Source organism: Streptomyces lasiicapitis, assembly GCF_014646335.1.
Taxonomy (GTDB): domain Bacteria; phylum Actinomycetota; class Actinomycetes; order Streptomycetales; family Streptomycetaceae; genus Streptomyces; species Streptomyces lasiicapitis.
On sequence record NZ_BMNG01000016.1, the window covers coordinates 174922 to 194238 of the forward strand.

Consider the following 19317-nt stretch of genomic DNA (forward strand, 5'->3'; position numbering starts at 1 on the left):
CCCCGCCTCTCCCCCTGGAGAGCCTGGAGGCTCCCATGACCACACCGCCCACCGTTCCCTCTGCCACGCCACGTACCACGTACGTCACCACCACCATCCCGTACGTCAACGCCCGCCCCCACCTGGGCTTCGCCCTCGAACTCGTCCAAGCGGACGTGCTGGCCCGCCACCGCCGCCACCGCGGCGACCAGGTCCGTTTCCTCAGCGGCACGGACGAGAACTCGCTCAAGAACGTGCTGGCCGCGGAGGCCGAGGGCGTCCCCGTACAGGATCTGGTGGACCGCAACGCCGAGGCGTTCGCCGCGCTGCGCGGTCCGCTCGCCCTGTCCTTCGACGACTTCATCCGCACCAGCCGCGACCCGCGCCACCGGGTCGGCGTGGAGCGCCTGTGGCGGCGCTGCGCCGCGTCCGGCGACCTCTACCGCAAGCATTACGAGGGCCTGTACTGCGTGGGCTGCGAGCAGTTCTACACTCCCGCCGAACTCGTCGATGGCCGCTGCGCCGAGCACGGCACCGAGCCGCGGCTCGTCGCCGAGGAGAACTGGTTCTTCCGGCTGTCCCGGTACGCGGACGACCTGCGCGAGCTGATCTCCTCCGGCCGCCTGCGCGTCGAGCCTGCTGTCCGTCGCAACGAGGTGCTCGCCCTCATCGACAGCGGCCTGCACGACTTCTCCGTGTCCCGCTCGCACACCCGCGCCCACGGCTGGGGCATCCCCGTGCCGGACGACCCGGATCAGGTCGTGTACGTCTGGTGGGACGCCCTCGGCAACTACGTCACCAGCCTCGGCTACGGCACCGACGACCCCGCGTACGACCAGTGGTGGACCGGCAGCACGCGGCGCACGCACCTCGTCGGCAAGGGTGTCGTCCGCTTCCACGCCGTCTACTGGCCGGCCATGCTCCTGTCGGCGGGCCTGCCGCTGCCCACGGACATCCTCGTACACGACTATCTCACCGTCGACGGCCGCAAGATCAGCAAGTCCAGTGGTACGACGGTCGATCCGGCGGAGCTGGTCGCCGAGTTCGGCACCGACGCGGTGCGCTGGTGGCTGCTGCGTGACGTGCCGCGCGTCGGTGACGCGGACTTCACCCGGGAACGGCTTGTCGCGCGGGCCGACGCCGACTTCGCCGGCGGGCTCGGGAACCTCGTCAACCGGGTCGTGTCGATGGTCCACCGCTTCCGCGGGGGTCGCGTGCCAGGGCGGGGCGCGGTGGCCGCCGAGGGCACGGAGCGACTGCTGACCGCCTGTCGTGAGGTCTCCGGACACGTCGACGACGCCCTGGCGGACTTCGACTTCCGGCGGGCGACGGCCGCCGTGTGGCGGGTCGTCGAGGAGGCCGACCGCTGCGTCGACGCCACCCGGCCGTGGGAGCTGGCCAAGGCCGAGCGCGCGGGCGACCGGGCGGCGGGCGAACGGCTCGACGGGGTCCTCGCGGCGCTGGTCGGCGCGTGCCGCACGCTCGCGGACCAACTCGGGCCCCTCGTACCGGAGTCGGCGGCGCGGGTGGCGGCGCAGTGCGCGGAGGTCGACGGGCGGCTTCCGGTGGCGCGGCCGCTGTTCGCACGGGTCGGTGACGTGGAGGGGTGACCGTGGGCGCGGACTGGGAGGACTTGGCAGGATAAGCGGGGTACTTGTCATTGCGGACATCCGTCACCGGCTCAAGAATCTGAGTCATGGACGACACCTACGACGGCAAACTCTCCGAACTCCCCTTCCCCACAGGTGACTTGGCCTCCAAGGCCACCACCCACATCCGCTCCCTGCTGTCCCCCTCGCTGTTCAACCACAGCCTGCGCACCTACCTCTACGGCCGGCATCTCGGCGAGCAGGACGGGCTGCTGCCCGACCGTGACTACGACGACGAACTGCTCTTCCTCGGCTGCGTCCTGCACGACGCGGGGCTCAGCGCCGAGGGCGACCGGGACCAGCGTTTCGAGGTGGACGGCGCCGACGTCGCGGCCGAGTTCCTCACCCGCGAGGGCGTGTCGGCCGACCGCGTGGAGGTGGTCTGGGACGCCGTCGCGCTGCACACCACGTCCGAGATCGCCGCGCGCAAGCGGCCCGAGATCGCGCTGGTCAGCGCCGGGACCCGGCTGGACGTCGTGGGCAACGCCACGCAGCTTCCGGCCGGGTACGCCGACCGCGTGCACGCGGTGCTCCCCCGCCTGCACGCGGCCCCCGCGCTGCGCGACGCGGTCGTCGCCCAGACCCTCGCCAAGCCCGCCAAGGCGCCGCTGTTCACCCTCCCCGGCGAGCTGACGCGCCAGCGAACGGGGACGGACTGGCCGACGTGGGAAGAGATGACGCAGTCCCCCGGCTGGGGCGACTACGAGGGCTACGACCCGTCGGCCTGACCCTCCCCCGGTCCCTCGACGTCGCGTAGGAAATCGCTGCCCGGCGCCGTATCGATCTCCCGTACGAGATCAAGGGCTCGCCCCAGCGTGGCGAGGCGCGCGTCGAGGGTGTCACCGGCCGGATAGAAGCGGACAGTGGTGACACCCGCGGCCCGCCACACGCGCAGCCGTTCGCGCACCATGTCCTCGGTGCCGATGAGCGTCGTCGCGAGGACCATCTCGTCGGTCACCAGGCCTGCGGCGCCGTCCCGGTCGCCCGCCTGCCAGCGCTCGCGGACGGCCGCGGCGACGTCGGCCCAACCCTGGCGGCTGTACGCGTCGTTGTAGAAGTTCGTGGAAGCCGAGCCCATGCCGCCGAGGCTGAACGCGAGTTCCTTCTTGCGCCCGGCGACCATGGCGCGCAGGGCGTCCTCGTCCTCGGCGAACGCCACCTCCGCGCCCTGGCAGATGTCCAACTCCGAACGTTTGCGGCCCACTTCGGCCAGTCCGGCGTCCAGGTGGTCGAAGTACGCCGCCTGCGCGCCTTCGGGTACGAAGCTCGTGCCGAGCCAGCCGTCGGCGACGCGGCCGGTCAGGCGGAGCATGCGGGGCGAGAGCGTGGCCAGGTAGACGGGCAGGTCGTGCTCGGCGCGCATCGCCAGGCGCATCGGCCTGGCCTCGCCGCCCGGCAGCGGCAGGGTGAACTCCCGCCCCGCGTACGCCAGTTTCTCCCCGGCCACCGCCTGCCGCACGATCTCGACGGTCTCCCGCATCCGTGCCAGCGGCCGGTCGAACGGGACGCCGTGCAGCCCTTCGACGACCTGCGGTCCGGACGGGCCGAGGCCGAGCAGGAACCGGCCGCCGGAGATGTTGGACAGCGTGATCGCCGCGCGGGCGATGGCGACGGGGGTGCGGGTGGCGAGCTGGATGATGCCGGAGCCGAGCAGCATGCGCTCGGTCCGGGCGGCCAAGTAGCCGAGCGGGGACGGCGCTTCGGCGCCCCACGCCTCGGCCACCCAGCAGATGTCCAGGCCGAGCTTCTCGGCCTCGGTGACGTAGGCGACGGTGTCCTGCCAGTCGCCGCCGGACGCCTCGATGGTGGTGGCGGTACGCATCAGGCGTCACGCTCCGATCCGGCGCCCAGGCCGGTACTCGTGCCGACGCCTGTGACTCCCTCGGCCCCCGACTCGGCGAGCCCCTTGATGGCGTCGACGGTCACCCTCATCCCCTGCTCCAACTCCCGCATCCGCACGAAGACAATCTTCTGTTCCTTCTCCGGCATCCGCTCGATCGCGAGCGAGATGCCGGACCGCGCCGGGCCCATCCGCATCCAGTGCGTCAGCTCGGTGCCGCCGTCGCGCTCGCGCAGACTGAACCGCCAGGTGGCGGTGGGGTGTTCGGGATCGGTCACCGCCCATCCGAAGACGCGTGGCGCCTCGCACTCGACCACGTGTGACACCGTCGTCCACTCGCCGAGCGCCTCGTGCTTGTTGTGTCCGGCGAAACACGCCCCGCGCGTGGGGGCGACGGCGCCGTCCAGCCACTCCACGGCCCGCAGCTCGCCGCTCCGCTCCGGCATCCGCGCGATGTCGCTCACGAAGTCCCACACCCGCCCGGGCGGGGCGTCGATCCAGGTGCGCACCTCGACGGTCGGCCCCTCCGCGTAACGTACCCCAGTCCACTCCATGACCAGCAGAGTTGCTTAACAGGACTGACCTGTCAAGGAGTTGTCGGCCCAACACCGGACGGCGAGCACCCCTAAGGTCGGCCATGACACCCTCAGCAACGGCGCCGTGGTCTCGGCGCCGACGGACCCGCGAGTGAGGCGAAGAACGATGTGGCCGCGAGTCAACGGAATGCGCTCCATCGAGCTGGGAACGCCCGGCGCGATGCGGGCCGAGCTGAACGCCCTGGTCCTGGCCGGGACGAAGACCACCACCACCGGTCTCCTCGGTGACTACGCCAAGGAGACCGAGGGCCTGGAGTACCCGGGCGAGCGCCTCGCGCTGCTCGACGACGAGGGCCGGTACGTGGCCACCGTGGAGATCACGGACGCCGAGGTGACGTCGTTCGCGGGGGTGACCTGGGCCCATGCCGACGCCGAGGGCGAGGGCTTCACCTCACTCGCCGACTGGCGTACGGGGCACCGCCGTTACTGGGCGGAGCAAGGAACGCCGGTCACGGACGAGACACTCGTGGTGTGCCTGGCGTTCCGGCTGACGCGGGCCGAAGCCTGAGCGGCGGAGTGCTGGGCGTGGGCCCAAGTGGCGCCGGTGACCATCACGGTATATCCGGCGAACCGCATGGCCGCCGCTGCCCGCGCCCGCGGCAGGGCGTTGATGCCATCATGCTGGGGTGAGTCGCGACGTGAGTGCGGATGTGCGGGCCCGGGTCGACAGCCTCCTGCACGGACTCGTGGAATCCGGCGCGGAGAGCGGGCTGCAAGTCGCGGCGTACGTCGACGGGGAGCAGCTCGTCTCGACCTGCGCGGGCGCGTACGACCCGCCCGGGGTCCGGGCACCGGGGCCTGACGCTCCGGCCACTCCGGCGGCACCTGCCCCGCTCACGCCCGACACGCCGATCCACAGCTTCTCCACCGGCAAGGGCTTCATGGCCACGCTCGTGCACGTGCTCGCGGAGCGCGGCCTGATCGACTACGACACCCCGATCGCCCACTACTGGCCCGAGTTCGCCGCCCACCGCAAGGACCGGGCCACCGTGCGCGACGCCCTGACCCACACGATCGGCATCCCGCAGCTCCCGCCCGACATCACACCGGCGGAGCTGTGCGACTGGGACACCATGTGCGCCGTAGTCGCGGACCAGAAACCACTCTGGGAGCCGGGCTCGGACAGCGGCTACCACGGCTGGACCTTCGGCTGGATCCTCGGCGAACCGGTGCGCCGCATCACCGGCCTCACCCCGGCAGAGGCCCTTCGTACGTACGTCACGGAGCCGCTCGGCGTGGCGGACGAGCTGTACTTCGGCATTCCCGAAGCGGAACTTCCCCGCGTCGCACCGCTCGTGGAGGGCAACTGGGCGGCATGGCTGGAAAACCTGCCCCCGTCCGTGCCCTTCCGCCGCTTCGTCGTACCGAACCGGAGCGTGTGGACGACCGCCGAACTGGCCAACCGCCGCGACTACCTGCTCGCGGACACCCCGGCGGGCGGCACCACCACCGCACGCGCCGCCGCGCGCATGTACGCGGCGCTCCTGGGTGAGGTCGACGGCGTACGCCTGATCTCACCGGAGCGCCTGGAGCAGGTCACCGCGGTCGCGGTCCAGGGCAAGGACCAGATGCTCCTCGGCCGGTTCGCCAAGGGCCTCGGCTACTTCCTGGGGCTGCCCGAGATGGGCGGCGAGCACACGGCCTTCGGCCACCACGGCAGCGGCGGCAGCATCGCCTTCGCCGACCGCGAACGCGGCCTGACCTTCGCGCTCACCCGCACGCGGCTGGTCGGCGGCGAGGCGGACCGGGCCGCGCGCCTGGCGGCGGACGAGATCCGGTCCCACCTCTCCTAGCCCCCATCCAGCGGTCAGTAGACGATCGACACGATGCGGCAGGCGGCTCCGGCCAGTTCACGGTCGCCGTCGACGCGGGCGCGGGCCAGCGCGCTGTCCGGCTGGATGCCTCGGGTGCACAGGCGCCAGGCGGTCTCCGCGTCCAGACCGACCAGCGTGGCAGGACGTCCGGCATCCGGCTGGGCCAGCGACCAGCCGGCCCCGGTGGCCGTGGCCGTCCAGCTGCCACCGGCCGCCCCCTCGATCCGCACCCGGATCTGCGTGCCGAGTGGTGCGTCGACCTCGCGCAGAGCGTGCGGCAGCGCCCGCATGAAGGTGTCCAGGACCACGGACAGGAACCGCGGATCCGGGTCGGTGTCCTGGCCGATGGCGTGGCGGATCTGCTGGCGGTGGGTCCAGAACTCGGTGAAGTCGCGGGCGCTGTCCAACCACATCGGTGCCGGGTCGACACCGGCCCAGGACACACCCAGCGACGGCGATCGGGGGATCTCACCCAAGCCTGCCAACCACGTACTCGGTCGACTACCGAACATCCCCCTTTGGGCCGCTCGTGCCCGCGAGTCGGCCCGACCCGCTCCGCAGTCGGTACCGACTCGTCCGCACGCGGCCGAGCGGTCCGCCGTCGCGAGGTGGTGCGCGGTGGTGCGACTGGCGCCGTCGATGCGCTGCGGTGCGCCCCCTCAGCCCTGTCCGGTCGCTATCCGGCTCTGCCGGGCCGCGCCATGGTGAGCAGGGGTACACCAAGTGTGCAGGGGGGACATCATGAAGCTTTCCACGGGACGGCGCGTCGTCGCGGCACTGACCGCGGCCTTGCTGATCGCCGGCGTCACCACCGCGTGCGGTGGTGACGAGGACGCGAAAGAGAAGGTCATCCCGGTAGCGGCCGGAGCACTGGGGCCGGACCCGTTCTTCCGGGGAACCATAGGCCACGACCGGCAGGGTCTGACACCGCAGTCCGGCGGCGGCGTACGCACCGGTGACACCCCGGGGCTCTACGGCGGGACGCTCAACAAGAGCAGCTGCGACAAGGCCGCGCTGGTCGACTTCCTGACGGATGCGCGCAACACGAAGAAGGCGGCGGCGTGGTCGAAGGCGCGTGGCATCGGCGTCAAGGGCATCGGGCGCTATGTCCGGGGCCTGACACCCGTCCTGCTGCGCACCGACACGCTGGTCAAGAACCATGGCTTCCGCAAGGGGGTGGCCACGGTCTTCGAGTCTCTCCTCGAAGCGGGCATCGCGGTGCTCCTCGACCGGTTCGGCCAGCCAGTGGTCAAGTGCAACTGCGGCAACCCCCTCGCGCCGCCCTCGCTGAGTCCCGGCGACATCGATCCGGGCAGCATCCCGGATCCGGACTGGCGCGATCGGTATGACCGGGACAAGACCACGACTGTCAAGCCCGGCACGAAGCCCAAGCGCATCGGCAGGTTCCGGCTGCTCGACCTCGACAGCGGCAAGGGCATCGGACGCACGGCGGGCACGAAGGCGACGCAGGACGTCCGGCTGCCCGCACCGCCGCCGCTGCCGCCGCCGGCCCGGTCCGAGACCGGCACGCCCGCGCCGTCGAGCACCGCGCCCGCGCGCTCCGGAATCGTCGGCACCTGGGAGCTCGCCGGAGAGCGGGTGCGAGTCGAGGAGCGCGGACCGGACGCGTTCACCGGCCGGACCACTGCCGAGAACGAGGTCGGCACCGGGGGCTGCGTCATCGAAGTGGGCCGTGAGATCTGGAAGGTGAACGGCAGCGGACCGCGCTACACGGGCACCGTGCTCTCGCTCGACCCGCGGACCTGCCAGGACACAGAACACATCGACGCCACCTGGGAACTGACCGGCACGGACACGCTCAAGGTGTGTGCGAGTGTCGCGCAGCAGCAAGGGTGCAACACCCTTTCCCGGGTGACGGAGTAGGTCCAACGGCGACGGGCGGTCCTGTCATTCGCGCGCGGTGAACGCCCAAAGAGGGGCACAACAACCCAGGGAGAAGGCCACCCGCCACGACATGGGCAAAACCGCAAAACGGAGGCCGGGGGGTGATCCTTCACCAGCCACTCGGCCTTACCCCCGGCTCCGAGGCAACGGACTGGGTCCTCAGCCTCCACGGCTACTGGACACCCCCTAGGCGAACCTCCTGCGCACGTCCGCCCGTTCGGCCAGGCGAGGTGGGAAGCCCGGCCCCATCCGGGGTCTGGTGTCCTCGGACGTCATCGGCTGCTTGCAGTGCGCGCACACCACTTCGGGAGTGCCTTCGTGGCCGCACGGCTCGTGGTGGAAGACGACCGGTGGGCCGTCGTCGCCGCTGAGCCAGCGGTTGCCCCAGCTGTTCATGGCGGCGAGGACACCGAAGAAGTCGTGTCCCTTCTCGGTGAGTACGTAGTCGTGGCGCACCGGTTCGCTCTGGTAGGGGCGCTTCTCCAGGAGGCCCTCGTCGACGAGGCGTCGCAGGCGGTCGGCGAGGGTGTTGCGCGCGATGCCGAGTTCCTGCTGGAAGGTGTCGAACCGCGTCACTCCGTAGAAGGCTTCGCGCAGCACGAGTGGCGTCCACCAGTCGCCGAGCAGATCCATGGTGCGCGCGATGGAGCAGGGCCAGTTGGCAAAGGATGTCCGCCTCATGGAGTCAGCATAAGAAGGGTTCGCGCATGCGTACGCCCTCCGGTGCGCACCGGACGCACTCCGTGCACCCGGCCGTGCGTCGCCGCGGGGCTCAACCGCCTTCCGTGAGGCGCTCCTTGGCGCGCCGGTGGCCCGCCACCCGCTCGCGCGTCGCGCACCGCGGTGAGCAGTAGCGACGCGGCGTACCGCTGCCGCCGGTGACGTACACGTTGGCGCAGCTCGGTGAGGCGCACAGGCCGCCGGGGGGCCTCTGCCGGTCCCAGACGAGGACGGCGAGGGCCATGCAGGACGACGCGAGGAACCACTCCGCCCACGGCGCGTCGTCGTGGCCGTCCAGGTGGATGTGCCAGGGGGTGCCGCCGCCGTGCGCGGTGAGCCGGACCGGGCCGCAGCCGTCGGCCAGGAGCCGGTTCAGGCGTGCCGCCGCCGCGTCGGTGTCGGCGGCGGCGAAGACCTCGCGCAGCAGCGCCGCGACCGCGCGCATCTCCGTCACGTCGGCGGCGGACACGTCCAGGGGGTCCTTCTCGCCGTACTCGCGCAGGACGGCTTCGACGGTGCTGATCACGGTGTTCGCGGCGGGTGCGGGCTCTTCGGCGCCGAGGGCGCTGGATGCGCTGAGGGCGTTGACGAGCGCCGCGGTGCGCTGGGCGGACCGGAGGACGGAGTGACGGGTGGACCACTCGTCCTTGGCAGGCGTCGCGCCTTCGTCGTTCGGCTTCTTCACGAAGGCGAGGGTATCGCCGTAACGCCTATGGTTCGCCTGCCCGTTACCTTGTAACGTGCTGCGCATGTTAAAGCGTTACGGGATGGCGTCGTACCTCATGGCAGCCACGGCCGCACGTACCGGTGACGAGATGTCAGGTCCCGCGCTGCTCCTGGTGGGCCTTTCGGTGACGGGGTCTCCGGCCACGGCGTCGGCGCTCCTGTCGGGGATCACCGTCTCGGCGGCCGTGGGCGGGCCGGTCTTCGGGGCGATGCTCGACAGGGCGGCGCGTCCGGGGCGGCTGCTCGCGGGTGCGCTGGCCGCGTACTGCCTCGCACTGCTGGTCATCCTGTTGAGCCTCGGACGCCTTCCGCTGCCGTTCGTCCTCGCCACGGCCGTGTGCGGCGGGCTGCTGGGGCCCGCGCTCGCCGGCGGGTGGACCTCGCAAGTCCCGCGCGTGGCCGCCCCCGAGGGCCTGCCGCGCGCCAACGCGCTCGACGCGCTGACGTACAACTTCGCGAGTCTGGCGGGTCCCGCGCTGGCGGGCGCGGTCGCGATGGTGTCCGGCGCTTCGGCGAGCGTCGTCGTGTCCCTCGCCCTGATCGCCCTCGCGCTGCCGACGGCGTGGACGCTGCCGCGGAACCCCAAGGCGGCCCCGCGCGGGGCCTCCCGTCCGGTCGTCGCCGACCTGGCGTCCGGCTTCCGCGCCATCGGCCGCACCCGGCCCCTCGCCCGCGCGACCCTGACGTCCGTCCTCTCGTACGTCGGCGTCGGGATGCTGGTGGCCTGCACTCCCCTGCTCGGCGAACAGGCCCTCGGCGCCACCGGATCGGGGACGTTCCTGCTGGCCACCCTCGCCGCCGCGTCCCTCGCCGCGAACGCCCTGCTGGCACGGCGACCCGGCCTGCTGCGGCCCGACGCGACGATCCTGGGCAGCACCCTCGCGCTCACCGTCGCCCTGCTCCTCTCCGCGACCGTGTCGCCCGTCGCGCTCTTCGTGGCGATGGCGGTCGCGGGGGCCGGGACGGGCCCGCAGCTCACGGCGCTCTTCGCCGTACGTCACCGGGAGGCGCCCGAGCGTCTGCGCGGCCAGATCTTCACCACCGGGGCCAGCCTGAAGATCACCGGGTTCGCGATCGGCGCGGGCATCGGCGGCCCGATCGCCACGTGGTCGCTCTCCGGCTCACTCGTCACGGCGGCGGGCTTCGAAGTCCTCGCGGCACTGGCCTTCTGGGCACTCAGTACGGCCCCCACTCGCGCGCAAAAGAAACACACGCATCGCCCCACCCAGGAAACCCGCACGTCACCCTGACGCGCCGTCATCACACGGCTCCCACGCGCACGTACGGCCGTAACGTCCTGGTTCGTCCCGGGCGTCCTGCGACGTCCCGTGGCGCCCCCTGAGCGTCCCGTCGTGAGCGTGCCGTTGCGAACCGTGCCTCCCCCGTCGCGGGCGCCCCACCAGCCTCCCGGAAGAGAGCTTCTGTGCCCGTGCCCCCGTTCCTGCGCCGCCTCGTCGTCCTCGCACTCCTGCCCCTCCTGACCGCCCTCGTCGGCGCGCTGCTGACCCCGGCGCACGCGGACACCGCGCTCCCGGCCGACCGGTCCGCCGCCGTCAGCGCGCTGTCCACGACGGCCGACGAGCCGTGCACCAGTCCGGAACCCGTCGTCTGCGCCATCCGGAAGATGACGCCCGAGCAGCGCGCGGAGGCGCGGGAGATCCGCATCCGCTACCTGCAACTGCTCGACCACATGGAGGATGTCGCCGACGAGATGCGCGCCGAGGGGCGCTCCGACGAGGAGATCGCCCGGCGCCTGGTCGACATGCGCAACGAGGCCAAGGACATCACGCGGGCCGGCATGTCCCCGGAGGCGGTGAAGGAGCTGGAAGCACGCAACATGAAGAAGTACGGCAACCCGCTGGGCCCGACGGCCGACCAGCAGTTCGCCAGGTACGGGAGCTGGGCGGCCGTGATCGCGGCGGCGACGCGCAGCAGCGCGGCCGTCGACCAGGAGCTCGGACTGGAGCGCCGCCGCTGATGCCTGCCATAGGGAAGCCCACCGCACCGCCGTCCGCGGTGGTGCTGCAGGACTACGACCGGCACGGCCGCGTGTGGTCGCTGGACACCGCGACCGGCCTGCTCACACCCGGATCCGGCCGCTGCCACGGGTTCGTCCACCTCACGGACGCCGCCAGGGGCGGACACGCTCCGGTCGCGGCCGCCCTGTACGCCAAGGGGTCCGGCACCACCACACTCTGGCTGCAGTTCGGCCCGCAGTCGTGGGACTGCTCCTCGGTCGCCGTGCGGCAGGCGTCCGAGCCGGACGGGCACCGGCTGTTCACAGTGTTCGGGGCACGCGGCCCGGAGCTGGAACTGCGCTACCCGGCCCCGGATCCGGGGCCCGCCGACCCGACGTACGACTGGATCGACACCGTCGCGGACGACTTCTTCCTGTGGGCCGCGGAGCGCCTCACCGATGACGCCGAGGGCGCCAGGGAAGCCCTGACGGAGCACTTCGGCACGGGCTTCCTGCCTGCGTGAAGCCGGAGAGTTCATCGCGGGCCGGCTCGACGCGCCGTGGGGACGTCGCAGAGCCATGGCCATCGCTGGCGAGGCTCTGCTCACCTTCACGCCCTCGCCTACGCCACGGACCTCAGCACCACGTGACAGACGTGGATGGTGGCCGCGCTGGGCACGAGACACCCAGGGGCGGAACCAGTTCCGCAAGCAAGAGCGGCGGTAGCGACGGTTACTGCGGCCAGAGGGATGTGCTGTGGAATCTTCAAGAGTTCCCTGGCGGGCACGGGCCGGTACTGACGGCGGCACCGTCGGCTGGCAGTTCCAGCAGCCCGGCCTGGCGCCGAGAGCCGTTCCGTTCGGCCTTGTCGCCGTGGTGGCCACGGTCAGTGTCCTGGTGCCGGGCGGTGACGTGCGCTCCTGGGTGGAGTACGCGGCGAGTGCCGCCCTCTTGCTCGCGTGCGCCGGAGCCTTCCTTCTGCCCTGGCAGCGGCTGCCGGCGTGGGCCCCGGTTCTGGTGCCGCTGCTCTACGCCGGTTCCGTCCTGGAACTGATGCTGGCGTCGGGCACGGCATCCGGCGTGGGGCTTGTGGCGCTGGCCCCGCTGATCTGGTCGGTGCTCTACCACCGCCGGTGGGAGTCGGCGTGCGTGGTGGTAGCGGTGGTGTCCGTCCAGGCGGTGACATCCCTCGCTCAGGCCGTGCCCGGTGCCGTCATCGCCAGGCGCGTCGTGCTCTGGAGCGCCCTCAGCGCGATGATCGCGGTGGCCGCCCATGGCCTGCGGGACCGCATCCAGGCCTCGCTTGTGGCCAACGCCGCGTTGCAGGCGGAGGTTCGGCAGCTTTCCCTGGCGCGGGAGCGCGAACGTATCGCCGCTGATCTTCGTGAGAGCGTGGTCCGGAAGATCTTCGATGCCGGCCTTGACCTGCACGGCACGGCCACGATGATCGGCGAGGGGCCCGCGCGCAGACGCCTGTTGCACGGCGTGGCCGAGCTCGACGAGGTGATCCGGGCGCTGCGCGAGAGCGTGTTCGACCTGGGCCGCGACACCGACGCGGCGGCCGGCACCTCGGAGAAGCCCGAACCTCACGAGCACTGAGTTGCGGTGGGCGCCGTGGGGGCGCTTCCCATCGCCTGAAGCCCTCAGGCCGCCTGAAGCCCTCAGGTCACCCGAGGCCCTCAGGAGTCCTGCGGCAGGATCGCCCCCAGCAGGGCCCGCGCACACAGATCCCGCACCTGCGCGCGCGTCAACTCCCGCTCCGCCAGCCACTCCAGGCACACCGCGACCATGAAGGCCAGCCAGCCGCGCACCGCGAGCCGCACCGCGGGCAGCTCGGCCGTCAGGGGCGCGGTCTCGGGGTCCGCGGCCAGCGCCGCGAGGATCTGGCGCTCCTGCGCGGCGAGGCCTTCGCGATAGACCTCGCGGACCACGGGATCCCCGGCCGCCGCGGCGGTGTGGAAGGCGCGAAAGCCCTGGGCGTGGCCCTCCACGTACCCGAGGAAGGCGTCCAGGCCCACGCCGAGCTGCTCGCGCACGGGCAGGCCCGGCTCGGCGGACGTCAGGCGCAGCATGCGTTCGCTCTCGCGGCGTACGACGGCGGCGAAGAAGTCCCGCTTGGTCGGGAAGTAGTGGTACAGCAGCCCGCGGGAGACGCCCGCGATCTCGGCGACCTGCTCGATCCAGACGTCGTCGTAGGGGTTCTGCGCGAACAGCCGCGCCCCCACGGTCAGGAGCTGCTCCCTGCGCTCCTGGGTGCTGAGCCTGCGGCGCGTGCGCTCCTGCGGATTCGCGGCCATGCGAGCACCTTACTTGACGTCGGTTCAACAACCTGACCAGACTGGAAGCCCGTATTGAATCCACGTACAACAGGCGCCAACGGCCCCTGTGCACAAGGGAGATGGCGGCCATGGCACAGAAGACGGAGCGGACGCAGCCGACGGGTAGCGCGGGGGCGGGGCCCGGGGACCTGCCGAAGGGCTTTCGCGGCGCCGAGGCCGGCTGGCCCGAGTTGCACCGCATACCGCACCCGCCCCGCCGTGTTCCGCTGGTCGGCGACGTGGTCGGCGTGAACGTGCGTACGCCCGTGCAGGATTCGATGCGCATCGGCCGCCGCCTCGGACCCATCTTCCGCCGCAAGGCCTTCGGCAAGGAGATCGTCTTCGTCTGGGGCGCGGGGCTCGCGGGCGAACTGGCCGACGAGGCACGGTTCGCCAAGCATGTGGGGCTCGGGGTGGCCAATCTCCGGCCCGTGGCGGGCGACGGCCTGTTCACCGCGTACAACCACGAACCCAACTGGCAACTGGCGCACGACATCCTCGCGCCCGGGTTCAGCCGTGACGCGATGGCGGGCTATCACCCGCTGATGCTCGAGGTGGCCCGGCAGCTCATGGCGCGCTGAGACGGCGAGGCGACCGCGGGGCGGGCCGTGGACGTGCCCGGCGACATGACGAAGCTGACCCTGGAGACGATCGCCCGCACCGGATTCGGACACGACTTCGGCTCCTTCGAGCGCACCCGGCCGCACCCCTTCGTGACCGCCATGGTCGGCACGCTCACCCACGCCCAGCGCCGCAACGTCATGCCGCCCGCCCTCGCGCCGCTGCTCCTGCGCGGCTCCGAGCGGCGCAACGCCGCCGACATGGCGTATCTGAACCGGACCGTGGACGAGGTCGTCGCGGCCCGGCGCGCGGCGGACGCCTCGGGCGCGCGCGGCGACCTGCTCGACCGCATGCTGGACGTCGCCCACCCCGAAACCGGCGAACGGCTGTCTCCGGAGAACATCCGTCGGCAGGTCATCACCTTCCTGGTGGCCGGTCACGAGACCACGTCGGGCGCCCTGTCGTTCGCGCTGCACTACCTGGCGCGCCACCCCGACGTGTTCACCCGCGCGCGGGAGGAGGTCGACCAGGTGTGGGGGCGGACGGAGACGCCGGGATACGAACAGGTGGCCAAGCTCCGTTACGTACGCAGGGTGCTCGACGAGTCGCTGCGGCTGTGGCCCACCGCGCCCGCGTTCGCGCGTGAGGCGCGGCAGGACACGGTGGTCGGCGGGGTGCATCCGGTGCGGCGGGGCGCCTGGGCGCTGGTCCTCGCGGTGCTGCTGCACCGGGACCCGGAGGCGTGGGGCGCGCGGCCGGAGGAGTTCGACCCCGACCGGTTCGCGCCCGCCGCCGTGCGCGCCCGTCCGCCGCACGTGTTCAAGCCGTTCGGCACCGGCGCGCGGGCCTGCATCGGCCGTCAGTTCGCGCTGCACGAGGCGACGCTGGTGCTCGCGCTGCTGCTGCGCCGCTACGACCTGGTGCCGGAGCCGGGCTATGAGCTGCGGGTGGCGGAGCGGCTGACGCTGATGCCGGAGGGGCTGCGGCTGCGCTTGGTACGTCGGCCTGGGTGAGGGGGTGGCGGCGGTCCGGGTGACGTCGGGGCGGAGCCGGTTCGGGTGATGCCGCGGCGGCCTCGCGCGGGGTGGCTCGCGTGGTGGTGGGAGGGCACGCGCGTGGTGGTTGAAGGGCAATTGTCAGACCCGTGCGCAAGAGTGGGGGTTGCACCTTCGACCATGGGACCCGCGCGCTAAGGAGCCAACCGACATGACCGGCACGACGTACCCCGAACTGGCCGCGGCACAGGCTTGCTTGCGGCTGCTGCACACCGCACGCGCCGCCCTGGACGGACCCGTGACGGCACAGACCGCGGCGCTCCTCGCCGTGCCGATCCAGGACGCCGACGAGGCGCTGCGGCGCGCGGGCCTCGCGGGCAACGAGGCGGAGCTGCTGAACAGGATCTACGACCTCGCGCCGCACGCCCCGACGCCCCTGTCCGCCGACGCGGCGCACCCTCCCGCCGACACGCCCGCGCCCGCCCCGGCCCCCCGCCGCGAGGGGAGCCTGCGATGAGCGACGCGGCACAGCAAACGACGGCGTCGGGCAACGAATCACTCGGCAAGAAGCCGTTCAAGCGCTCGCGGAGCCACTTCGCCGACCGCGTCACGGCAGACGGCCGGGACGGCTGGCCGGTGGAGGCCGGGCGCTATCGCCTGGTGGTGAGCCGCGCCTGCCCCTGGGCGAGCCGCGCGCTCATCTCCCGCAGGCTGCTCGGCCTGGAGGGCGCGCTCTCGCTGGCGGTCACCGACCCGATCCAGGACGATCGGAGCTGGCGCTTCACCCTCGACCTCGACGGCCGCGACCCCGTCCTCGGCATCCGCTATCTCAGCGAGGCGTACGACGCGCGGGAGACGGGCTACCCCGGCGGCGTGAGCGTCCCGGCGCTCGTGGACGTACCCAGCGGCAAGCTGGTCACCAACGACTACCAGCAGCTGACGCTGGACCTCGCGACCCAGTGGTCGGCCCTGCACCGCCCCGGCGCCCCGGACCTGTATCCGGAGCCGCTGCGCGAGGAGATCGACGCGGTGATGGAGGGCATCTACCGCGACGTCAACAACGGCGTGTACAGAGCCGGTTTCGCCTCCTCCCAGGGCGAGTACGAGGACGCGTGCCGCGATGTGTTCCGGCGGCTGGAGGAGACCTCACGGCGCCTCGCCGACCGCCGCTATCTGGTCGGCGACACCATCACGGAAGCGGACATCCGGCTCTTCACGACGCTGGTGCGCTTCGACGCCGTGTACCACGGCCACTTCAAGTGCAACCTCTGGAAGCTGACCGAGGACCCGGTGCTGTGGGCGTACGCGCGGGATCTGTACCAGACCCCGGGCTTCGGCGACACGGTCGACTTCGACCACATCAAACGGCACTACTACCAGGTCCACACCGGCATCAACCCGACCGCGATCGTGCCCCTGGGGCCGGACCTCGCCGGGTGGCTGACACCGCATCACCGCCACAAGCTCGGCGGGAGCCCGTTCGGCTCGGGCACTGCGCCGGGGCCGGTGCCCGAGAGGGAGGAGGTGCCGCCGGAGGGACGGCCGTGACGGACCTCGCCGCCCGGCGTGACACCCCGCGCCCAGCGACGATCCCCGGGCGCCGCCCAGGGGCACCGCAGAACCCGTCTCGGAAACATTCTTTCGGAGGTTCCGACGGGCTCAGCCGATCGGATGGCCGAGCAGCATGACGGGGACTCGCGCGGCGCGCGTGAGGATCACGGTGGCCGTGTTCGGGCCGGGGGGCGTGCCGAGGCGGGAGAGTTCGTCCGGCACGACGGCCGCACCGCGCTCTTTCACCGACAGTTCGCCGATCCCACGCTCGCGCAGCAGCGCCTGGAGCTTTTCCACGTCGTACGGCAGCACGTCGGTGATCTCGTACGCGGTGGCGAACGCGGTGGCGTGCAAGGTGTCCGCGGTGAGGTAGGTGGTGGTCTCGTCGATGAGCCCGCCGCCGACGTCCTGCGCGACCTCGGCGAGCAGGCCCGCACGGACGACGGCGTCATCGGGCTCGTACAGGTAACGGCCGACCGGGCACACCGCCGGGGCGGGCAGGCCGCGGCTCGTGAGGGATGCTCCCCCGGGAAGCACAGTGGCACGGCGCACACCGTGGGGCACGGGGGTGTCTGGCCGGTCCGCGTCGTGCTCGGACAGGCCGAACCACAGGACGGCTTCGGTGACCTGTCCGCCGTAGGAGATCCATTCCGTCTCGGAACAGTCGGGTATGGCCTCCCCTGCGATGTCCGGTGGGACCTTGACAGCTCCCTCACCGACTTCGCGCACGACGTCCAGCGCCCACTCCAGCGGAGGCCAGTACTCAGGGGCGCCGACCTCCCCCTCCCGGCCTCTGCGCTGCGCGAGGCTGATGAAGACCGACTCCGAGTACCTCACGGCCTCCTCCGCCATCGCCGCGAGGTCCGCGCACTGCTGCGCCCACGCGAACTCCGCGACGATGCCGCCCAGCGCGCGCACGTTCGCCTGCGTGACCGCACAGGCCAACGGGTCCTGGTCGACCACAACGGTCACCATCGGCGCCCGGGCCATCTCGACTGCGTCAACGCCGACCCCGCACCCCACGGCGCCGGCGTTGACGATCCCGAACTCATTCAGGATCCGGACTCCCCGGTAGGCCGCCACGGCTTGAGGGGACGAGTGCTCCAGGCTGTCCGGCGTGAAGTACATGCGGTACGCCTCCACACCGAACTTCGCCACGGCCCTTCGCCGCAACCGCACCTGCTCGACAGCGGCCAACACCCACTCCGCGGGATACTCACCCCGCAGCCGCGCCGCCATCTCACCGGCCGGATCGAGACCGCTCACCGCAGCCAGCAACACCTGACCCCGCTCGGTCAACAGCCCCTCAAACGTACGAAGATCCATCCGCGCAGTCTCCCACCCACACACGACCGCCCGGCTGAGCGGCTTTGCCGGGGTCGGGCCATTGAGCACAAGCTCACTCCGCTTCGAACCGCTCCACGGCCTTCAGGAACTGACCTGCGCCGTCCTCCGCCGCCATGACGCGGGCGACGGCTTCGGCGGCGGACGCGTACGTCGTCTCGCGGACCGCGCGGGTGAGCGCGTCGGCCAGGCGCTCCGCCGTGAGCTCCCGGAACGGGACGGCGGCGGGGGCGGCGCCGAGCGCGGTCAGGCGGCCGGCCCAGAAGGGCTGGTCGGCGGTGACGGGCACGGGCACGGCCGGAACGCCCGCGCGCAGGCCCGCCGCCGTGGTGCCCGCGCCCGCGTGGTGCACCACGGCCGCCATGCGCGGGAAGAGCAGGGCGTGCGGGAGTTCGCCGACGGTGAGGATCCCGTCGCCCGACGCCGCAAGGCCCGCCCGGCCGGACTGCAGCACGCCACGCAGTCCGGTCCGGCGCAGCGCCGCCACGGCGACCTCACCCAGGCGTTCGCCCTCACCCGCCGCCATGCTCCCGAAGCCGATGAACACCGGCGCCGGGCCGGAGCCGAGGAAGTCCTCGACGTCGGACGGAAGTCGCGCGGCCGGGTCGTGGTGCGGCCACCAGTTGCCGACGACGTCGAGCCCGGCGCGCCAGTCGGCCGGGCGCCGTACGACCGCCGGGCTGAAGCCGTGCGACACCGGCCAGGCTTCGCGTTCCCTGCGGGCCCGGACGGCAGCCGTCGTGGCGGCGGGCAGGCCGAGGCGCGAGCGCAGATCCCCGACCGCGTCGGCGTAGACGCGGTCGACCATCCGCAGGGAGAACCGCCCCATGGCGCGGTTGCCCCAGCCGCCCAGGGTTCGCGCGCCGCTCACCACGGGCGCGAACTCCCGGGTCGGATGGGCAGGCTGGAGGTACGCGCCGATCGTCGGCACGTCGAGGGCCTCCGCGAGGTGCCAGCCGAGCGGCGCGGTGGTCGTGGACAGGACGAGCAGGTCGTCGGCCTCCTCGACGGCGTCCGCGAGTCCGCCGCCCAGGTCGCGTACGAATGCGCTCGCGGTCCGCATCAGCGCGCGCCGTCCCACCGCCGGGCCCGGAGCTCCCGCGTCGGCGGGCAGCGGGCGGAACCGCAGGCCCGCTCCCCGCACGAGCGGGGCGAAGCCGTCGTGGGTGGCGATCGCGACGTCGTGGCCCGCCGTGCGCAGTCGGGTGCCCAGACCGGTGTACGGGGCGATGTCGCCGTACGAACCGGCGGCGGCGATCAGGATTCTCACCGTCCGTCACCTCCGCAGGCGCCGCCCGCGGGCCCGTCACCGCCGCCACCACTATCAACCTCAGGTTCAGCTTTACCCTCACGTCGGCCTCG

At 72.2% G+C, this 19317-nt stretch carries 18 protein-coding genes and 2 pseudogenes; 12 read left to right on the top strand and 8 right to left on the bottom strand.

Annotated elements, in window-relative coordinates:
• Window positions 1-35: 35 nt before the first annotated feature.
• Window positions 36-1589 carry a methionine--tRNA ligase gene (locus tag IEY91_RS32450; RefSeq protein WP_189176727.1) on the top strand — a complete coding sequence of 518 codons (1554 nt, stop codon included), beginning with the start codon at window positions 36-38 and terminating at the stop codon, window positions 1587-1589.
• A gap of 86 nt (window positions 1590-1675) precedes the next feature.
• Entirely contained in the window at window positions 1676-2356 is a 681-nt protein-coding gene (locus IEY91_RS32455) for an HD domain-containing protein (protein ID WP_189176728.1), read from the top strand.
• Here IEY91_RS32455 and IEY91_RS32460 read toward each other — a convergent pair.
• Both IEY91_RS32460 and IEY91_RS32465 read right to left on the bottom strand, forming a co-directional pair.
• Window positions 2338-3450, bottom strand: coding sequence for an LLM class flavin-dependent oxidoreductase (locus IEY91_RS32460; RefSeq protein WP_189176729.1), 1113 nt, complete (start codon window positions 3448-3450; stop codon window positions 2338-2340). The genes IEY91_RS32455 and IEY91_RS32460 overlap by 19 nt on opposite strands.
• Window positions 3450-4022 (bottom strand): SRPBCC family protein, encoded by a 573-nt coding sequence (locus IEY91_RS32465; RefSeq protein ID WP_189176730.1) that lies wholly within the window; start codon window positions 4020-4022, stop codon window positions 3450-3452. The genes IEY91_RS32460 and IEY91_RS32465 overlap by 1 nt, the downstream gene beginning before the upstream one ends.
• A 169-nt stretch (window positions 4023-4191) precedes the next feature.
• Between IEY91_RS32465 and IEY91_RS32470 the strand changes: the two genes are divergently transcribed.
• A complete protein-coding gene (locus IEY91_RS32470) occupies window positions 4192-4572 on the top strand; it encodes an ASCH domain-containing protein (protein ID WP_229697369.1) in 381 nt (126 codons plus the stop codon).
• Window positions 4573-4690: 118 nt separating this feature from the next.
• Window positions 4691-5857: a serine hydrolase domain-containing protein gene (locus IEY91_RS32475; RefSeq protein ID WP_189176732.1), complete on the top strand. Its 1167-nt coding sequence runs from the start codon at window positions 4691-4693 to the stop codon at window positions 5855-5857.
• A 14-nt stretch (window positions 5858-5871) separates the two neighbouring features.
• On the opposite strand, the pseudogene IEY91_RS32480 reads toward IEY91_RS32475, so the two are convergent.
• Window positions 5872-6342, bottom strand: a pseudogene (locus tag IEY91_RS32480) (maleylpyruvate isomerase family mycothiol-dependent enzyme); the annotation flags it as partial.
• A gap of 277 nt (window positions 6343-6619) precedes the next feature.
• On the opposite strand from IEY91_RS32480, the gene IEY91_RS32485 reads away from it, so the two are divergent.
• A complete protein-coding gene (locus tag IEY91_RS32485; protein WP_189176733.1) occupies window positions 6620-7762 on the top strand; it encodes a DUF6777 domain-containing protein in 1143 nt (380 codons plus the stop codon).
• Window positions 7763-7969: 207 nt separating this feature from the next.
• Here IEY91_RS32485 and IEY91_RS32490 read toward each other — a convergent pair whose 3' ends face one another.
• Window positions 7970-8464 carry a winged helix-turn-helix transcriptional regulator gene (locus IEY91_RS32490; RefSeq protein ID WP_164327143.1) on the bottom strand — a complete coding sequence of 165 codons (495 nt, stop codon included), beginning with the start codon at window positions 8462-8464 and terminating at the stop codon, window positions 7970-7972.
• 91 nt (window positions 8465-8555) lie between these two features.
• Window positions 8556-9188, bottom strand: a complete 633-nt coding sequence (locus tag IEY91_RS32495) for a CGNR zinc finger domain-containing protein (protein WP_229697370.1) — start codon at window positions 9186-9188, stop codon at window positions 8556-8558.
• 64 nt (window positions 9189-9252) lie between these two features.
• Between IEY91_RS32495 and IEY91_RS32500 the strand changes: the two genes are divergently transcribed.
• From IEY91_RS32500 to IEY91_RS32515, 4 genes are all read left to right on the top strand, one after another.
• Window positions 9253-10479 carry an MFS transporter gene (locus IEY91_RS32500; RefSeq protein WP_189176735.1) on the top strand — a complete coding sequence of 409 codons (1227 nt, stop codon included), beginning with the start codon at window positions 9253-9255 and terminating at the stop codon, window positions 10477-10479.
• 173 nt (window positions 10480-10652) lie between these two features.
• Window positions 10653-11207, top strand: a complete 555-nt coding sequence (locus IEY91_RS32505; RefSeq protein WP_164327140.1) for a hypothetical protein — start codon at window positions 10653-10655, stop codon at window positions 11205-11207.
• Window positions 11207-11710 (top strand): hypothetical protein, encoded by a 504-nt coding sequence (locus tag IEY91_RS32510; protein ID WP_164327139.1) that lies wholly within the window; start codon window positions 11207-11209, stop codon window positions 11708-11710. The genes IEY91_RS32505 and IEY91_RS32510 overlap by 1 nt, the downstream gene beginning before the upstream one ends.
• Window positions 11711-11942: 232 nt before the next feature.
• Complete coding sequence (locus IEY91_RS32515) at window positions 11943-12785, top strand: sensor histidine kinase (RefSeq protein ID WP_189176736.1); 843 nt, start codon at window positions 11943-11945, stop codon at window positions 12783-12785.
• An 80-nt stretch (window positions 12786-12865) separates the two neighbouring features.
• Here IEY91_RS32515 and IEY91_RS32520 read toward each other — a convergent pair whose 3' ends face one another.
• Window positions 12866-13483: a TetR/AcrR family transcriptional regulator gene (locus IEY91_RS32520; RefSeq protein WP_189176737.1), complete on the bottom strand. Its 618-nt coding sequence runs from the start codon at window positions 13481-13483 to the stop codon at window positions 12866-12868.
• A 110-nt stretch (window positions 13484-13593) separates the two neighbouring features.
• On the opposite strand from IEY91_RS32520, the pseudogene IEY91_RS32525 reads away from it, so the two are divergent.
• From IEY91_RS32525 to IEY91_RS32535, 3 genes and pseudogenes are all read left to right on the top strand, one after another.
• Window positions 13594-15078: pseudogene (locus IEY91_RS32525) on the top strand (cytochrome P450).
• A gap of 193 nt (window positions 15079-15271) precedes the next feature.
• On the top strand, window positions 15272-15577 hold the full coding sequence (locus tag IEY91_RS32530) for a hypothetical protein (protein WP_189176738.1): 306 nt from the start codon (window positions 15272-15274) through the stop codon (window positions 15575-15577).
• The gene (locus IEY91_RS32535; protein ID WP_189176739.1) at window positions 15574-16608 is read left to right on the top strand and encodes a glutathione S-transferase family protein; all 1035 of its coding nucleotides are present in this window, start codon (window positions 15574-15576) and stop codon (window positions 16606-16608) included. Before IEY91_RS32530 ends, IEY91_RS32535 begins: the two co-directional genes overlap by 4 nt.
• A 111-nt stretch (window positions 16609-16719) precedes the next feature.
• Here the strand turns inward: IEY91_RS32535 and IEY91_RS32540 are convergent, their stop codons facing one another.
• A complete protein-coding gene (locus IEY91_RS32540) occupies window positions 16720-17937 on the bottom strand; it encodes a THUMP-like domain-containing protein (protein ID WP_189176740.1) in 1218 nt (405 codons plus the stop codon).
• Window positions 17938-18010: 73 nt separating this feature from the next.
• Complete coding sequence (locus IEY91_RS32545) at window positions 18011-19225, bottom strand: glycosyltransferase (RefSeq protein WP_189176741.1); 1215 nt, start codon at window positions 19223-19225, stop codon at window positions 18011-18013.
• Window positions 19226-19317 lie beyond the last annotated feature (92 nt).

What these genes read in the sequence shown, in the direction of transcription:
- IEY91_RS32490 (WP_164327143.1), bottom strand. Translation starts at nt 8,464, where the DNA reads ATGAGGCGGACATCCTTTGCCAACTGGCCCTGCTCCATCGCGCGCACC.
- IEY91_RS32535 (WP_189176739.1), top strand. Translation starts at nt 15,574, where the DNA reads ATGAGCGACGCGGCACAGCAAACGACGGCGTCGGGCAACGAATCACTC.
- IEY91_RS32530 (WP_189176738.1), top strand. Translation starts at nt 15,272, where the DNA reads ATGACCGGCACGACGTACCCCGAACTGGCCGCGGCACAGGCTTGCTTG.
- IEY91_RS32520 (WP_189176737.1), bottom strand. Translation starts at nt 13,483, where the DNA reads ATGGCCGCGAATCCGCAGGAGCGCACGCGCCGCAGGCTCAGCACCCAG.
- IEY91_RS32540 (WP_189176740.1), bottom strand. Translation starts at nt 17,937, where the DNA reads ATGGATCTTCGTACGTTTGAGGGGCTGTTGACCGAGCGGGGTCAGGTG.
- IEY91_RS32450 (WP_189176727.1), top strand. Translation starts at nt 36, where the DNA reads ATGACCACACCGCCCACCGTTCCCTCTGCCACGCCACGTACCACGTAC.
- IEY91_RS32470 (WP_229697369.1), top strand. Translation starts at nt 4,192, where the DNA reads ATGCGCTCCATCGAGCTGGGAACGCCCGGCGCGATGCGGGCCGAGCTG.
- IEY91_RS32485 (WP_189176733.1), top strand. Translation starts at nt 6,620, where the DNA reads ATGAAGCTTTCCACGGGACGGCGCGTCGTCGCGGCACTGACCGCGGCC.
- IEY91_RS32465 (WP_189176730.1), bottom strand. Translation starts at nt 4,022, where the DNA reads ATGGAGTGGACTGGGGTACGTTACGCGGAGGGGCCGACCGTCGAGGTG.
- IEY91_RS32510 (WP_164327139.1), top strand. Translation starts at nt 11,207, where the DNA reads ATGCCTGCCATAGGGAAGCCCACCGCACCGCCGTCCGCGGTGGTGCTG.
- IEY91_RS32500 (WP_189176735.1), top strand. Translation starts at nt 9,253, where the DNA reads ATGTTAAAGCGTTACGGGATGGCGTCGTACCTCATGGCAGCCACGGCC.
- IEY91_RS32460 (WP_189176729.1), bottom strand. Translation starts at nt 3,450, where the DNA reads ATGCGTACCGCCACCACCATCGAGGCGTCCGGCGGCGACTGGCAGGAC.
- IEY91_RS32455 (WP_189176728.1), top strand. Translation starts at nt 1,676, where the DNA reads ATGGACGACACCTACGACGGCAAACTCTCCGAACTCCCCTTCCCCACA.